16 protein-coding genes are annotated in these 14,665 nt (G+C 68.0%); 11 read left to right on the top strand and 5 right to left on the bottom strand.

Features of this window, described 5'->3' with window-relative positions:
• Window positions 1-26 precede the first annotated feature (26 nt).
• Window positions 27-1,247 (bottom strand): S8 family peptidase, encoded by a 1,221-nt coding sequence (locus tag OG817_RS14295; protein ID WP_406054879.1) that lies wholly within the window; start codon window positions 1,245-1,247, stop codon window positions 27-29.
• Between the two features lie 149 nt (window positions 1,248-1,396).
• Window positions 1,397-1,852, bottom strand: coding sequence for a DUF6194 family protein (locus OG817_RS14300; protein ID WP_406054881.1), 456 nt, complete (start codon window positions 1,850-1,852; stop codon window positions 1,397-1,399).
• A gap of 82 nt (window positions 1,853-1,934) precedes the next feature.
• On the opposite strand from OG817_RS14300, the gene uvrC reads away from it, so the two are divergent.
• From uvrC to yvcK, 3 genes are read left to right on the top strand one after another with little or no spacing between them, the layout of a single operon-like run.
• Window positions 1,935-3,965 (top strand): excinuclease ABC subunit UvrC, encoded by a 2,031-nt coding sequence (gene uvrC / locus OG817_RS14305; RefSeq protein ID WP_393390129.1) that lies wholly within the window; start codon window positions 1,935-1,937, stop codon window positions 3,963-3,965.
• Window positions 3,965-4,831 (top strand): RNase adapter RapZ, encoded by an 867-nt coding sequence (gene rapZ, locus OG817_RS14310; protein WP_131515931.1) that lies wholly within the window; start codon window positions 3,965-3,967, stop codon window positions 4,829-4,831. Before uvrC ends, rapZ begins: the two co-directional genes overlap by 1 nt.
• A gap of 56 nt (window positions 4,832-4,887) precedes the next feature.
• Window positions 4,888-5,856 carry a uridine diphosphate-N-acetylglucosamine-binding protein YvcK gene (gene yvcK / locus OG817_RS14315; RefSeq protein WP_396390665.1) on the top strand — a complete coding sequence of 323 codons (969 nt, stop codon included), beginning with the start codon at window positions 4,888-4,890 and terminating at the stop codon, window positions 5,854-5,856.
• Window position 5,857: 1 nt separating this feature from the next.
• On the opposite strand, the gene OG817_RS14320 is transcribed toward yvcK, so the two are convergent.
• Together OG817_RS14320 and OG817_RS14325 are read right to left on the bottom strand one after the other, a co-directional pair.
• Window positions 5,858-6,643, bottom strand: coding sequence for a hypothetical protein (locus OG817_RS14320; RefSeq protein WP_406054885.1), 786 nt, complete (start codon window positions 6,641-6,643; stop codon window positions 5,858-5,860).
• Window positions 6,640-7,149 carry a SigE family RNA polymerase sigma factor gene (locus OG817_RS14325; protein WP_406054887.1) on the bottom strand — a complete coding sequence of 170 codons (510 nt, stop codon included), beginning with the start codon at window positions 7,147-7,149 and terminating at the stop codon, window positions 6,640-6,642. Before OG817_RS14325 ends, OG817_RS14320 begins: the two co-directional genes overlap by 4 nt.
• Window positions 7,150-7,283: 134 nt before the next feature.
• Here OG817_RS14325 and whiA point away from each other — a divergent pair, with 134 nt between their 5' ends.
• From whiA to OG817_RS14365, 8 genes are all read left to right on the top strand, one after another.
• Window positions 7,284-8,267 (top strand): DNA-binding protein WhiA, encoded by a 984-nt coding sequence (whiA, locus tag OG817_RS14330; RefSeq protein ID WP_131515928.1) that lies wholly within the window; start codon window positions 7,284-7,286, stop codon window positions 8,265-8,267.
• 206 nt (window positions 8,268-8,473) lie between these two features.
• Window positions 8,474-9,481, top strand: a complete 1,008-nt coding sequence (gene gap / locus OG817_RS14335) for a type I glyceraldehyde-3-phosphate dehydrogenase (RefSeq protein ID WP_396390661.1) — start codon at window positions 8,474-8,476, stop codon at window positions 9,479-9,481.
• Between the two features lie 87 nt (window positions 9,482-9,568).
• Window positions 9,569-10,771 carry a phosphoglycerate kinase gene (locus OG817_RS14340; protein WP_406054890.1) on the top strand — a complete coding sequence of 401 codons (1,203 nt, stop codon included), beginning with the start codon at window positions 9,569-9,571 and terminating at the stop codon, window positions 10,769-10,771.
• A 5-nt stretch (window positions 10,772-10,776) separates the two neighbouring features.
• Window positions 10,777-11,583: a triose-phosphate isomerase gene (gene tpiA / locus OG817_RS14345; RefSeq protein ID WP_406054892.1), complete on the top strand. Its 807-nt coding sequence runs from the start codon at window positions 10,777-10,779 to the stop codon at window positions 11,581-11,583.
• Window positions 11,580-11,813: a preprotein translocase subunit SecG gene (gene secG / locus OG817_RS14350; protein ID WP_131356951.1), complete on the top strand. Its 234-nt coding sequence runs from the start codon at window positions 11,580-11,582 to the stop codon at window positions 11,811-11,813. Before tpiA ends, secG begins: the two co-directional genes overlap by 4 nt.
• Before the next feature lie 16 nt (window positions 11,814-11,829).
• Entirely contained in the window at window positions 11,830-12,189 is a 360-nt protein-coding gene (locus OG817_RS14355) for an RNA polymerase-binding protein RbpA (protein WP_131356954.1), read from the top strand.
• Window positions 12,190-12,291: 102 nt separating this feature from the next.
• Window positions 12,292-13,272 (top strand): SMP-30/gluconolactonase/LRE family protein, encoded by a 981-nt coding sequence (locus OG817_RS14360; protein ID WP_406054895.1) that lies wholly within the window; start codon window positions 12,292-12,294, stop codon window positions 13,270-13,272.
• Window positions 13,273-13,338: 66 nt separating this feature from the next.
• Window positions 13,339-14,193 (top strand): LLM class flavin-dependent oxidoreductase, encoded by an 855-nt coding sequence (locus OG817_RS14365; protein ID WP_406054897.1) that lies wholly within the window; start codon window positions 13,339-13,341, stop codon window positions 14,191-14,193.
• A gap of 80 nt (window positions 14,194-14,273) precedes the next feature.
• On the opposite strand, the gene OG817_RS14370 is transcribed toward OG817_RS14365, so the two are convergent.
• Window positions 14,274-14,477, bottom strand: coding sequence for a cold-shock protein (locus OG817_RS14370; protein ID WP_012921273.1), 204 nt, complete (start codon window positions 14,475-14,477; stop codon window positions 14,274-14,276).
• Window positions 14,478-14,665 lie beyond the last annotated feature (188 nt).

Below are 14,665 nucleotides of genomic sequence, written 5' to 3' on the forward strand. Positions count from 1 at the left end.
AGAGAGCGGCCGGGCCTTCACACCGGTCAGCCCTGTGCCGGGTCGGCCTTGCCGACGAACAGGAGCTTGTTCGGCGAACCGGTGCCCGGGTCGCCCACCTTGTCCGGCGTCGAGGCGCCGACCAGGGCGGTGGCGACGTCAGCCGGCGTCGCGTCCGGGTGGTCGGCCAGGTAGAGCGCGACCCCACCGGCCACGTGCGGCGTGGCCATCGACGTACCGCTCATCTTGGCGGTCGCGTCCGGGTCGGTGATGCCGACCGACGTGATGTCGACACCAGGCGCGAACAGGTCGACGCACGTGCCCCAGTTCGAGAACGTCGCCTTCTGGTCCTGGTCGTCGGTCGCGCCGACCGTGATCGCGGACGGCTCCTTGGCCGGCGAGCCACCGCACGCGTCCGAACTCTCGTTGCCCGCGGCAACGGCGTACGTGACGCCGGAGTCGACCGACGCCTTCACCGCCGCGTCGAGCGCGTCGTCCGCGCCGCCGCCCAGGCTCATGTTCGCCACCGCGGGCTTCTTCGCGTTCTTGGTCACCCAGTCGATCCCGGCCACCACGGACTCGGTCGAACCCGAGCCGCTGCAGTCGAGCACCCGGACGCCGAACACCTTGGCGCCCTTGGCGAGACCGTACGTCGTACCGGCGATGGTGCCGGCCACGTGGCTGCCGTGCCCCATGCAGTCGACGCCGTTCTGGCCGTCGCCGACGGTGTCGGTGCCGACCGACGCGCGGCCGCCGAAGTCCTTGTGCTCGGCGTAGATGCCGGTGTCGATCACGTAGACGTTCACGTTGTCGGCGGTGGTGGCTGCCTCGTACTTCTTGTCCAGCGGCAGATCGCGCTGGTCGGCCCGGTCCAGGCCCCACGGCGGGTCGTCCTGGCTCACCGTGATCTTCTGGTTCTGCTGTACGTAGGCGACTCGCTCGTCGCCGGCCAGCTTCTTCGCCTGCTCCTCACTCATGCTCGCCGAGAAGCCCTTGATCGACGCGTCGTACTGGTCGCGGACCTTCACGTCGTAGCTGCTCGCCAGGCTCTGGTTGGTGGCCCTGGTCTGGGCCTGCGAGCGCTGGCCCGCGAGTACGACGATGTAGCTGCCTGGGATCGCGTCTGCCGTGCCGGCGCCGCGGATCGTCACGTCGGCCTGCTGTGCGGCATCACTGCCGGCAGCGGTGGCGACGATCGCTGTGGCGGCAAGCGCGGCCGCTGCCACGGCGCCGAGAACGGCACGTGGCCTGCGTACGGATAGGGACATGGGCGGAACTCCCTCGAGTCAGCGCAAGGCCTTGTTGCCTCACGCAAAGGACCTGCCTGTCTACCCTGAGTCACACGCTAGAGAGCCCGCTCATCCCAACCGGGGGTCAGACCGGCCTTATGGGACAACCCGCAACACGACCGCAATGTTCACTTGGTTTGCCGGGCCCGATGCCGGTCGTACTTGCGGACCGCGAACGCGTAGGCCTCGGTCAGCAACGGCTTCAACGGGTCGAGTTCGGTGGGGGAGACGATGCAGACCCAGTACTGCGAGGCGTAGAAGGGATGCGGCATCAGCTTGTCGCGTTGGGTGTAGTCGTGGCCCGAGTCGAGCACCCAGTCGATATCCCGCTCGGTCGGCACCGGTCCGAACAGTGAGGTGTACGTCGCTTTGGTCAGGCCGATGTTCAGTCGCCACGCGCCGGACTCGTCCAGCCGGGAGACCTTCTCGTAGTGGTCGCCGGTGACAATCGTGGCGAAGGGTTGCTGCCGCTCCGGCGGCAGGTCCGCGGCCGGGTCGTACAGGTAGAACAGGTCGTCCTGGGCCTCGAGTACCCGCAGGCCGTCGTCCGCGCGGATCAGCCGATCCAGTTCGTCGACGTTCATGCCTTCAAGTGTGTCATTGAATCTGCAGTAGAGACTTTTGCGGAATTCCGGATTTGTCGGCGAACCGAACTAGGGTGGTTGGGTGGCTGATCCGTCCTCGTACCGTCCCGCTCCAGGGTCGATCCCCGACTCACCCGGTGTCTACCGCTTCAGTGATGCCGCCGGACGGGTGATCTACGTCGGCAAGGCGAAGAACCTGCGGGCCCGGTTGTCGTCGTACTTCCAGGACCTGATCAACCTGCACCCGCGCACCCAGGCGATGGTCACGACGGCCTCGAAGGTCGAGTGGACCGTGGTCGGCAGCGAGGTCGAGTCGCTGCAGCTCGAATACTCCTGGATCAAGGAGTACGACCCGCGCTTCAACGTGAAGTACCGCGACGACAAGTCGTACCCGTGGCTCGCCATCACCCTCAACGAGGACTACCCGCGGGTGATGGTCGGCCGGGGCCAGAAGAAGAAGGGCGTCCGGTACTTCGGTCCGTACAGCCACGCCTGGGCGATCCGCGAGACCGTCGACCTGCTGCTGCGGGTGTTCCCGATGCGCTCGTGCAGCAAGGGCGTGTTCAACCGGCACCGCCAGATCGGCCGTCCGTGCCTGCTCGGCTACATCGGCAAGTGCGCCGCGCCCTGCACCGGTCAGGTGAGCCAGGAGGAGCACCGCAAGATCGTCGACGACTTCGCCGCCTTCCTTTCCGGCCAGACCGCGACGTACGTGCGCCGGCTGGAGAAGGAGATGAAGGCCGCGGCGGCCGAGCTGGAGTACGAGCGGGCCGCGAAGATCCGCGACGACCTGGCCGCGCTGGAGAAGGCGCTGGCAAAGAACGCGGTGGTCCTCGGCGACGGGACCGACACCGACGTGATCGCCCTCAGCGAGGACCCGCTCGAGGTCGCGGTGCAGATCTTCTACGTGCGCGGCGGCCGGATCCGCGGTGAGCGCGGCTGGATCGCGGACAAGGCCGACGGTACGGCGACCACCGGCGACCTGGTCTCGCGGTTCATCCAGCAGACGTACGCCGGGGACTCGGGCGACGTGATCCCGCGCGAGATCCTGGTCCCGACCGAGCCGGACGACGCCGAGGCGCTGACCGAGTGGCTGTCGGAGCTGCGCGGCTCGAAGGTGTTCATCCGGGTCCCGCAGCGCGGTGACAAGAAGGCGCTGATGGAGACGGTCGGGCGGAACGCGCTGCAGACGCTGACCATGCACAAGACCAAGCGGGCCAGCGATCTGACCACTCGCAACCTGGCGCTGGAGGAGATCCAGGCCGCGCTCGATCTGCCGGAGGCGCCGCTGCGGCTGGAGTGTTACGACGTCTCGAACCTGCAGGGCACCGAGGTGGTCGCCTCGATGGTCGTCTTCGAGGACGGCCTGCCCCGCAAGAGCGAGTACCGGCGGTTCGTCATCAAGGGTGTCGACGGACAGAACGACGTCGCCTCGATCGCCGAGGTGCTGACCCGGAGGTTCAAGCGGCTGCTGGACGAGCGGGCCACGTTGCAGGAGGACGAGGACCCGGTTGCCGGCCTGATCGACCCGGAGACCGGTCGCGCGCGGAAGTTCTCCTACGCGCCCGGCCTGGTCGTGGTCGACGGCGGTCCGCCGCAGGTCGCGGCCGCGCGACAGGCGATGGACGAGCTCGGCCTCGGCGACATTCCGGTCGTCGGCCTGGCCAAGCGGCTCGAGGAGGTCTGGGTCCCGGACGAGGAGGACCCGGTCATCTTCTCCCGCACGTCCGAAGGGCTGTATCTCCTGCAGAGACTGCGCGACGAGGCGCACCGGTTCGCCATCACCCATCACCGCAGCCGGCGGTCGAAGTCGATGGTGGAGAGCGTCCTCGACGAGGTCTCTGGCCTGGGCGAGGTGCGGCGCAAGACGCTGCTGCGGCATTTCGGGTCCTTGAAGAAGCTGCGGCAGGCGACCGTGGACGAGGTCGCCGACCTGCCCGGGTTCGGTCGTCGGACGGCGGAGTCCGTCGTACTCGCGGTGAACGCTGCGGCAACGAAGGCCGATACCGGCCGGGCGCCGTCGGTGAACACCGCCACAGGCGAGATACTGGATGACGACGTCCCGGCGCCGGCCGGGGCGCCCGACGGGGACCCAGGGAGAACTGAGAGCTGATGGACGACTCGGGCGGCAATCTCATCATCGTGTCCGGTATGTCCGGCGCGGGACGGAGCTCGGTCGCGGACGTACTGGAGGACCTCGGCTGGTTCGTGGTCGACAACCTGCCACCGATGTTCCTGACGACCCTCGTCGAGCAGGTCGTCGGCACCGGCGCGGCGCCGCGGCTCGCGATCGTCGTCGACGTACGGACCGGGCTGTTCTTCGACGAGCTGAGCTCGGCGATCCACGACCTGCGGCTGAAGGGGTACCGGCCGCTGACGCTGTTCCTCGAGGCCTCCGACGACGTGATCGTGCGCCGGCAGGAGAGCGTCCGCCGGCCGCACCCGCTGCAGGGCGAGGGCCGGCTGCTGACCGGGATCCAGCGCGAGCGTGAACTGCTCGGCGACATCCGGGCCGGCGCGGACCTGGTCATCGACACCTCGAACATGAACATCCACCAGCTCGCCGCGAAGATCGTGAACGCCTTCGGCGACGAGGAGAACGCCGAGCTGCGGGCGACCGTGGTGTCGTTCGGGTTCAAGTACGGCATCCCGGTGGACGCCGACGTGGTGGCCGACATGCGGTTCATCCCGAACCCGTACTGGCAGCCGGATCTGCGCCCGATGACCGGGCAGGACAAGCCTGTGTCAGACTTCGTCCTCGGCCATCCGCTGGCCCAGCAGTTCCTGCAGAATTACGTGGACGTGCTGGACACCCTGCGGACCGGCTACCTGAACGAGGGCAAGCGCTTCGTCACCGTCGCGATCGGATGCACCGGGGGTAAGCACCGCAGTGTCGCGATGGCCGAGGAGATCGCCCGCAGGCTGCGCGAGAGAGGGTCGCCGACGTTGGTCGTACACCGGGATCTGGGGCGGGAGTGAGCCAGGGCGTCTGGGACGACTCTGCCCGCGGAGAGCACGGGCCGGGGCGCTCTGACGTGCCGGCTGGGGGGCGACCCACAGACCCCCGCTCAGCCCCGCGGGTCGTCGCTCTGGGTGGGGGGCATGGCCTGGCAGCCTCTCTGTCCGCACTCCGTCATGTCACCGACCAGCTGACCGCGGTCGTCACGGTCGCCGACAACGGTGGCTCATCCGGACGGTTGCGTCGCGAGCTCGGTGTGCTGCCGCCTGGTGATCTGCGGATGGCGCTGGCCGCGCTGTGCCGCGACGACGAGTGGGGCAGGACGTGGGCCGACGTACTGCAGCACAGGTTCCGCAGTAACGGTGAATTGCACGATCACGCGGTCGGCAACCTGCTGATCGTCGCGTTGTGGGAGTTGCTCGGCGAAGCAGTCGACGGACTCGACTGGGTGGCCCGGCTACTCGGCGCACAAGGCCGCGTCCTGCCGATGTCCGCCGTACCGCTGGACATCACCGCGCGCGTGCTCGGGCTGGATCCGGAGCATCCGGAGGCGATCGCGGAGATCCGCGGCCAGGCCGAGGTGGCGACGACCGAGGGTCACGTCGTCGATGTCACACTCGACCCGGCTGATCCGCCGGCCTGTCCCGAGGCTCTGGTGGCCATCGCGGAGGCCGACTGGGTGGTGGTCGGCCCGGGCTCGTGGTTCACGTCAGTGATCCCGAACTTGCTGGTTCCCGAACTGTCTCGCGGCCTCCAGGAAACGAGCGCTCGCCGGTTGCTCACCCTGAACCTCGGTGAACAGAAGGGCGAGACCGACGGTTTCTCGCCGGAAACGCACCTCGAAGTGCTGGCGGCTCATGCGCCGGATCTGCGCATCGATGTCGTCCTCGCCGACGAACAACATGTCCCCGACCCGGAGTCGCTGCGCCGTACTGCGCAAGCCCTCGGCGCCGACCTGGTGATCGCCGACATCGCCGCCGAGGACCGCCAGCTCCACCACGACCCAGGCAAACTGGCCAAGATCTACCGCGAACTCTTCGAGTGACTCACCGCGGGTAGACCGGTTTGCGGTGCGAGCTTTCCCCCTCCCACGGGTTGTAGATGTTCGTGTCGAACCGCGCGAGCTCCCGGCCGTTCTTGTCGTAGTAGATCGCCCAGATCGGCTTGTCCCGCACCTTGAGGGGGGTGAGATCGGCGTACCAGAGCATGAAGCCGTTCTTCACCGCGGCCTCGCTGGTGACGCCGTCGATCTGGATCTCGACCGAAGCGACGCTCTTGGGCACGGGTCCTTCCGTGCCGTTGTTGTCGGTCCAGTTCACGAAGGCCTCCTGGAACTTGAGGTCCTCGCGCAGGTAGTAGTCGGTGGGGGCGCCGGCGTTGGAGTTCTCCTGGCAGATCGCCCATTTCTTCTTGTCGGGGGACACCAGGATCGCCCGGATCCAGTTGTCGGCCGCCTGGCTGATGGCGACCTTCCAGCCGGCGATCGATCCTGTGCCGCCGCCGGCCTTGTGGTTGCCGAGCTGCCATTGGTCGTCGAGAGGTCTGCAGCGACTGACGATCTGCGCGTCGGTGAGATGGCTGGCTGCCGGCTGGAGCGTCGGCCCGGCACCCGGGACACCGGCCGGCTGGACGCCGTCGGGGCGGTGTCCGGTCCACGCGGTGATGCCTGCGACCACCGCGGCGGTGGTGACAAGGGTGGTGGCGGCGGTCGCGGCCCGAGTGATCCGCGTCGTCCGGCGGCCGCGGCGAACGATGTCGTCGACGGACGTCTGCAGTGGGTGATCAGTGTCGTCGGCGGCCTGGATCATCAGCTGTTCGAGGTCGGTGCTCACGGTGTGCTCCTCACGGTCTGGTCGAGTAGTTCGCGGAGGCGGGCCAGGCCGCGAGAGGTCTGGCTCTTCACTCCGCCGATGCCGACACCGAGGACTTCGGCGGTCTGTTCGAGGCTCAGGTCCGCGTAGTGCCGTAGGACGACGCAGGCCCGCTGACTCGGCGGCAGTGCGGCGAGTGCCCGCACCACGAGCAGACGGTCGTCAACGGCCCCGACGGCATCCCGCAGCGGTGCGGTGCTCTCGTCGGTGATGTCGTCGAGGCGTTCGCGGCGCCAGGGGCGGCGGGCCTGCGTCAGCACGGCGTTCACCACGCAGCGGTGGGCGTACCCCAGCAGACCGTCCCCGCGCTCGATCCGGTTCCAGCGCCGGTACACACTCACGAGTGCGTCCTGGGCGGCGTCCTCAGCGCGATGCCAGTCGCCGCACATCAGGTACGCCGTACGGCGCAGCCTGGGCATGGTCAGCGCGGCGAACTCGGTGAACTCGTCCTCGTCGCGTCGTCTCATCCAGCCTCCTCACAGGTGTCGATGAGGGAATGCGGCGAGTTGTTCGGAAGGTTGCACCGCCCGTAACAGATCGGCCGGGTGGCCGTTGGAGTTGCAGCCCGAGGGTCTTTGACAGCGGTGGGAGGATGGCGTTCATGGCGATGACAGCACAGGTGAAGTCCGAGTTGACCAGTATTCAGGTCACGAAACCCTGTTGCCGCAAGGCCGAGGTGTCCTCCGTCCTACGCTTCGCGGGCGGTCTGCACCTGGTGTCCGGGCGGATCGTCATCGAAGCCGAACTGGACAGCGGCGCCGCCGCTCGCCGGCTGCGCAAGGACATCGCCGAGATCTTCGGCCACCCGTCGGACGTCGTCGTGATCTCCCCGTCCGGAATCCGGAAGCAGACGAAGTACGTCGTCCGCGTGGTGCGCGACGGTGACGCGCTGGCCCGCCAGACCGGGCTGGTCGACAACCGCGGCCGTCCGGTCCGCGGCCTTCCGCCGGCCGTCGTGTCGGGCGCCTCCTGCGATGCGGTGGCCGCGTGGCGTGGTGCCTTCCTCGCGCACGGCTCGCTGACCGAGCCCGGCCGGTCGTCCTCGCTCGAGGTGACCTGCCCCGGTCCCGAGGCTGCTCTGGCGCTGGTCGGCGCTGCCCGGCGACTCGGCATCGGTTCGAAGGCCCGCGAAGTACGCAACGTCGACCGCGTGGTGATCCGCGACGGCGACGCGATCGGTGCACTGCTGACCCGCCTCGGTGCGCACGAGTCCGTGCTGGCGTGGGAGGAGCGGCGGATGCGCCGCGAGGTCCGCGCGACAGCGAACCGGCTGGCCAACTTCGACGACGCGAATCTGCGCCGCTCCGCGCGTGCAGCGGTCGCGGCCGGTGCACGCGTCGAGCGTGCGCTGGAGATCCTGGGCGACGACGTACCCGACCATCTGCAGGTGGCGGGCAAGCTGCGGCTCGAGCACAAGCAGGCGAGTCTGGAGGAGCTCGGCCAGCTGCACGAGCCGGCCCTCACCAAGGACGCGGTCGCCGGCCGCATCCGCCGCCTGCTGGCGATGGCGGACAAGCGCGCCGCCGACCTCGGCATCCCGAACACCGAGGCGAACCTGACGCCGGAGATGCTCGACCCGGCCTGATCCAGTACCAGCCAGTCAACTGGTATTCACATGGCGGCCCCGGAAGGTTTCCGGGGCCGTTGTGCGTGCCGCTGGTCCGCCCGTCGGGCCGTCGCGAGCGGCGCTGGTCTGCTGTGGACGCTACCAGTTGGCCGAGTGGGCTCTTGGGCTAGTGTTCGGGGTGAAGCGGCAGTGCTCGAAAGCTAGTTCTGAGGAGACGCAGTCCCGTGACCGTACGCGTAGGTATCAACGGCTTCGGCCGGATCGGCCGTAACTTCTTCCGCGCCGCGCAGGCGTCCGGTGCCGACATCGAGGTCGTCGCCGTCAACGACCTGACCGACAACCAGACCCTCGCTCACCTGCTGAAGTACGACTCGATCCTGGGCCGCTTCCCTGGTGAGGTCTCCGCGACCGACGACGACATCACCGTCTCCGGTCACAGCTTCAAGGCGTTCGCCGAGCGCGACCCCTCGAACCTGAAGTGGGCCGACGTCGGCGCCGACGTCGTGATCGAGTCGACCGGCTTCTTCACCGACGCCACCAAGGCCAAGACGCACGCCGACAACGGAGCCAAGAAGGTCATCATCTCCGCCCCGGCGAAGAACGAGGACCTGACCGTGGTGATGGGCGTGAACCACGACCTGTACGACGCCGAGAAGCACACCGTGATCTCGAACGCGTCCTGCACCACCAACTGCATCGCCCCGCTGGCCAAGGTCCTGCACGACGCGTTCACGATCGAGAAGGGTCTGATGACCACGATCCACGCGTACACGCAGGACCAGAACCTGCAGGACGGCCCGCACAAGGACCTGCGTCGCGCCCGCGCCGCCGCGCTGAACATCGTGCCGACCTCCACCGGCGCCGCGAAGGCGATCGGCCTGGTGCTGCCCGAGCTCAAGGGCAAGCTGGACGGCTACGCGCTGCGCGTCCCGGTCCCGACCGGCTCGGCCACCGACCTCACCGTCACCGTCGGCCGCGAGGTCACCGCCGACGAGGTCAAGGAGGCCTACAAGGCCGCCGCCGCCGAGGGCAGCCTGAAGGGCTACCTGACCTACACCGAGGACGAGATCGTCTCCACCGACATCGTCACCGACCCGGCGTCCTGCATCTTCGACGCGGGCCTGACCAAGGTGATCGGCAACCAGGTCAAGGTCGTCGGCTGGTACGACAACGAGTGGGGCTACTCGAACCGCCTCGTCGACCTGGTCAACCACGTCGGCGCCTCGCTCTGACGCGTCCCGTTCACGTTGCGTCCGGAGAACTGTGGCTTCGTGCCACAGTTCTCCGGACGTTAGCCGTTTCTTCGAAGGAAGCTGACAGTGAAGACGATTGAAGAACTGGGCGACGTGGCCGGCCTGCGGGTGCTGGTCCGCTCCGACCTGAATGTGCCGATCGACGGCGACACGATCGGCGACGACGGCCGGATCCGCGCGTCGCTGCCGACGCTGGTCCAGCTGGCCAAGGCCGGCGCGAAGGTGATCGTCACCGCGCACCTCGGCCGCCCGAAGGGCACGCCGGACCCGAAGTTCACCCTGGCCCCGGTGGCCAAGCGGCTCGGCGAGCTCCTGCAGCCCGAGGGCATCACCGTGCGCTTCGCGGCCGACGTCACCGGTGACAGCGCGCAGGAGGCCGTCCAGGAGCTGGACGAGGGCGAGGTGCTGCTGCTCGAGAACGTGCGGTACGACCCGCGCGAGGAGAGCAAGGACGAGACGCAGCGGGGTGCGTTGGCCGAAGAGCTGGCCGCGCTGGCCGATGTGTTCGTCAGCGATGGCTTCGGTGTGGTGCACCGCAAGCAGGCCAGTGTGTACGACGTCGCACGCCAGCTGCCGCACGCCGCGGGCGGCCTGGTGCTGGCGGAGGTCGACGTACTGAAGAAGCTGACCGAGAGCCCGCAGCGCCCGTACGTCGTCGTGCTCGGCGGCGCGAAGGTGTCGGACAAGCTCGCGGTGATCGACAACCTGCTGGCCAAGGCCGACAAGCTGCTGATCGGTGGCGGCATGGTCTTCACCTTCCTGAAGGCGCAGGGGCACGAGGTCGGCAAGAGCCTGCTCGAGGACGACCAGCTGGACACGGTCAAGGGCTACCTGGAGACCGCGAAGGCCAAGGGCGTCGAGATCGTGCTGCCGACCGACATCGTGGTCGCGCCCGAGTTCAAGGCCGATTCGCCGGCGACTGTCGTGGCCGCGGACGCGATCCCGGCCGACCAGCTCGGCCTCGACATCGGCCCGGAGTCCGGCAAGGCGTTCGCCGCCGAGATCGCCGGGGCGAAGACGGTGTTCTGGAACGGCCCGATGGGCGTCTTCGAGATGGAGGCGTTCGCGGGCGGAACGAAGGCCGTCGCGCAGGCGTTGACCGAGGTGGACGGGCTGAGCGTGGTGGGTGGCGGTGACTCCGCCGCGGCCGTGCGCCAGCTAGGCTTCGCGGACGACGCGTTCGGGCACATCTCCACCGGTGGTGGGGCGTCGCTCGAATATCTGGAGGGCAAGGAGCTCCCGGGTCTCGCAGTACTGGAAGAGGACTGAGCACGATGGCAGATGCTGCCCGTACGCCACTCATGGCGGGCAACTGGAAGATGAACCTCAACCATGTTGAGGCCGTGCACCTGCTACAGAAGCTGTCGTGGACGCTGCAGGACAAGAAGCACGACTTCGATCGGGTCGAGGTCGCGGTGCTGCCGCCGTTCACCGACATCCGCAGCGTGCAGACGCTGGTCGACGGTGACCGGATGAAGATCAAGTACGGCGCCCAGGACGTGTCGGTGCATGACGCGGGCGCCTACACCGGTGAGATCTCGGCGGCGATGCTGTCCAAGCTCGGCTGCACCTATGTGCTGGCCGGGCACTCCGAGCGCAGGCAGTACCACCACGAGACCGATGCGGTGGTGAACGCCAAGGCGGCCAAGGTGCTCGAGGCCGGACTGATCCCGATCGTCTGTGTCGGCGAGGGCCTCGAGGTCCGGCAGGCCAACGGTCACGTCGAGCACTGCGTGAACCAGATCGACGGCGCGCTCGCCGGGCTGAAGGCGGACGACGTTCGCAAGCTCGTCATCGCCTACGAGCCGGTCTGGGCGATCGGCACCGGCGAGGTGGCCACCCCGGAGGACGCGCAGGAGGTCATCGCGGGGATCCGCGGCCGGCTGGAGGAGACGTTCTCACCCTCGGTGGCCGACTCGGTACGGATTCTTTACGGCGGATCGGTGAAGATGGCCAGCGCAGGTGGCATCATGGCCCAACCGGACGTGGACGGTTGCCTGGTGGGCGGTGCCAGCCTGCAGGTCGACGAGTTCGCCGGAATCTGCCGTTACCTGGACCTTCAGTTAGGCTACTCCTCGTGATTCTCGCTTTCTCGATCGTCGTGATCATCTGCAGCCTGATCCTCACGCTGCTCGTGCTGCTGCACAAAGGCCGCGGTGGCGGTCTGTCCGACCTGTTCGGTGGCGGTGTGTCGTCCAGCCTGGGCGGCTCATCGGTCGCGGAGCGGAACCTGGACCGGATCACGATCGGCATCGGTCTGGTCTGGTTCGCTGCCATCGTGGCGCTCGGCCTGCTCTACAAGCTCGGCTGAGGGGGAGTAGGTTCCCGTGGCTGGTGGTGGTAGTGCGATTCGTGGCAGCCGGGTCGGTGCGGGCCCGATGGGCGAGGCGGAGCGCGGCGACAGCGCGCCCCGGCAGCGCATCGTGTTCTTCTGTGCGAACGGGCACGAGACCGCGACGGTGTTCGCCGTCGAGGCAGCGATCCCGGAGGCGTGGGATTGTCCGCGGTGCGGTCTGCCGACCAGCACCGATGTGAACAACCCGCCCCCGCCGCCGAAGATCGAGCCCTACAAGACGCACCTGGCCTACGTGAAGGAACGGCGCAGCGAGCAGGAGGCCGCCGAGATCCTCGAAGAGGCCCTCGAAAAACTCCGCGCCCGCCGCGCCCGCGGCGAGGTCATCTTCTGATCTGCAACGCCCAGCCCGGACCGATCGCCGATCGGCCCGGGCTGTCGCGTTTCGTGCTGACCCACTGACAGGCAGTGCGACATACGCGTTAAGGTCGGCGGCATGAAGTCTTCGATCTCGCCGGTGCGTTGGACGCCGCCGCCGGCTGCCGCGGCTCGTCACCCGAAGAACGTCGCTGTGGAGACGGTGGCGATGCCGGGGAAGGGGCCGGAGGACACGCTGATCGATGACGACGGGAGTGTGCTGACCGGTCTGTTCGACGGGCGGATCCTGCGGGTCAGCGGGGACGGGAAGACGATCACCACGGTGGCGGACACCGGTGGGCGGCCACTCGGTCTCGAGTGGTTGCCGGACGGCAAGGTGCTGGTCTGCGACGCGAACCGCGGTCTGCTGACGCTGGACAAGGACGGCCGGATCGCGACGCTGCTGGCCGAGATCGACGGCCGCCCGATGCGTTTCTGCAACAACGCGGACGTGATGCCGGACGGCACGATCTACTTCACCGACTCGTCCACGCGCTTCGGCGTCGACGAGTGGATGGCCGACCTGCTGGAGCATTCCTCGACGGGCAGTGTGTACCGGCTGACCCCGGACGGTCAGATCACCCAGCTGGCCACTGGCCGTTCGTTCCCCAACGGCGTGGCGCTCAGCGGTGATCGCCGTACGCTCTTCTGGGCCGAGACCGCGACGTACGGGCTGTTCAAGCTCGACCTCGTGGATCCTGAAGCCGATCCGGTACAGGTGGCCGCGATCCCAGGGCTCCCGGACAACATCGCGCGTGGCTCGGACGGCCTGATCTGGGTGGCGATCGGCTCGCCTCGCAACGCGCTCCTCGACCTCCTGCTGCCGAAGCAGCCAGTCTTCCGCAAGCTCGTCTGGCAGTTGCCCGAAGCCCTCAAACCGAAGGCCGCCGACATCATCGAGATCCAGGCGTACGACGACAACGGCACGCTGGTGCACGACCTCCGCGCCAAACACCCGGACTTCCACATGCCCACCGGGGTGCGCGAGCGGGACGGCAAAGTCTGGCTGGGCAGCATCGGCACGAGCTCCCTGGCCAGCTTCCCGACCCCGGCGCGCTAGCAGAAGACGCAGCCATTGGATGCCTTCGGCAAACTCGGGAAACAGCCGGCGTACTAGGGTGCGGGCATGCGATTCGGGATCACGATCCTGCCGGAGTACCGGTGGAAGGACGCGGCGCCGCGGTGGCGGCGGGCGGAGGAGCTCGGCTTCGACCATGTCTGGACCTACGACCACCTGACCTGGGGCGGCCTGCAGGACTCGCCGTGGTACGGCACGACGCCGACGCTGACCGCGGCGGCGCTGGTGACGTCGACGATCCGGCTGGGCACGTTCGTGACGTCGCCGAACTTCCGTCATCCACTCGCGCTGACCCGCGACATCCTGGCCCTCGACGACGTGTCCGGCGGGCGCTTCCTGTGCGGCATCGGGTCGGGCGGCGGCATCGACGCGACGATCCAGGGCGGTCCGGAGCTGACCGCGCGGGAGAAGGTGGACCGGCTGACGGAGTTCGTCGAGGTGCTGGACAAGCTGCTGACGACCGACGGTGTCGACTACCTCGGCGAGTACTTCGAGACCCGCAACGGCCGCACTCTGCCGGGATGCGTGCAGCAGCCGCGGGTGCCGTTCATCATGGCCGCGAACGGACCACGGTCGCTCCGGCTCGCCACGAAGTACGGCACCGGCTGGGTGACGACGGGCCTGAAGTCGCCGGACTTCGACACCTGGTTCGCGTCCGTCGTCGATCTCAGCCACCGGCTGGACGACGTACTCCAGGGCAAGTCGTTCGACCGCTACCTGGCCTTGGACTCGGCTCGCTACTCACTGTCCAGCGTGGCCGCCTTCGAGGACGTCGTCGGCCGTGCGGGGGAGCTGGGCTTCACCGACGTCATCACCCATTGGCCCCGCTCCGAAGGCGTCTACGCGAGCAGCGAGGACGTCCTGGAGCAGGTTGTCGCCGAGGTCGTTCCCCGCTACCGCTAGGGCGCCGGGGTGGCGAAAGAGCCGCACACCGGGCGGTGTGCGGCTCTTTCATTTCAGTTTCGAGAAGGGTGATCCAGAGATCAGATCGGGCGGATGTTCTCCGCCTGCAGGCCCTTCTGGCCCTGGGTGATCTCGAACTCGACGCGCTGGTTCTCGTCCAGCGAGCGGAAGCCCGAGGTCTGGATGGCCGAGTAGTGCGCGAACACGTCCGCGCCACCGTCATCCGGGGTGATGAAGCCGAAGCCCTTGTCAGCGTTGAACCACTTGACAGTACCGACAGCCATTTGTGTCTATCTCCTTGATGGCTTGTAACAAACCGCGACCCACACCTCATGAGCCACGTGTCGCCGAAAGGCCCCAGAAGACAGAACCGGCCATGCAGCACAGCGAAAGTCAGTGGGAGTCCAAAAGTGCAACGCGACAACTGTAGCCGATCTGGGGCCGCGTGGAAGGGGTGACCACGAACACGTGT

This window comes from Kribbella sp. NBC_00889 (genome assembly GCF_045207705.1).
In the GTDB taxonomy this organism is placed as follows: Bacteria; Actinomycetota; Actinomycetes; order Propionibacteriales; family Kribbellaceae; genus Kribbella.

Bases quoted from the DNA above. Each gene is read 5' to 3' on its own strand.
- OG817_RS14295 (WP_406054879.1), bottom strand. From the start codon at position 1,247: ATGTCCCTATCCGTACGCAGGCCACGTGCCGTTCTCGGCGCCGTGGCA.
- OG817_RS14300 (WP_406054881.1), bottom strand. From the start codon at position 1,852: ATGAACGTCGACGAACTGGATCGGCTGATCCGCGCGGACGACGGCCTG.
- rapZ (WP_131515931.1), top strand. From the start codon at position 3,965: ATGGACGACTCGGGCGGCAATCTCATCATCGTGTCCGGTATGTCCGGC.
- OG817_RS14325 (WP_406054887.1), bottom strand. From the start codon at position 7,149: ATGAGACGACGCGACGAGGACGAGTTCACCGAGTTCGCCGCGCTGACC.
- whiA (WP_131515928.1), top strand. From the start codon at position 7,284: ATGGCGATGACAGCACAGGTGAAGTCCGAGTTGACCAGTATTCAGGTC.
- tpiA (WP_406054892.1), top strand. From the start codon at position 10,777: ATGGCAGATGCTGCCCGTACGCCACTCATGGCGGGCAACTGGAAGATG.
- OG817_RS14360 (WP_406054895.1), top strand. From the start codon at position 12,292: ATGAAGTCTTCGATCTCGCCGGTGCGTTGGACGCCGCCGCCGGCTGCC.
- OG817_RS14365 (WP_406054897.1), top strand. From the start codon at position 13,339: ATGCGATTCGGGATCACGATCCTGCCGGAGTACCGGTGGAAGGACGCG.
- OG817_RS14370 (WP_012921273.1), bottom strand. From the start codon at position 14,477: ATGGCTGTCGGTACTGTCAAGTGGTTCAACGCTGACAAGGGCTTCGGC.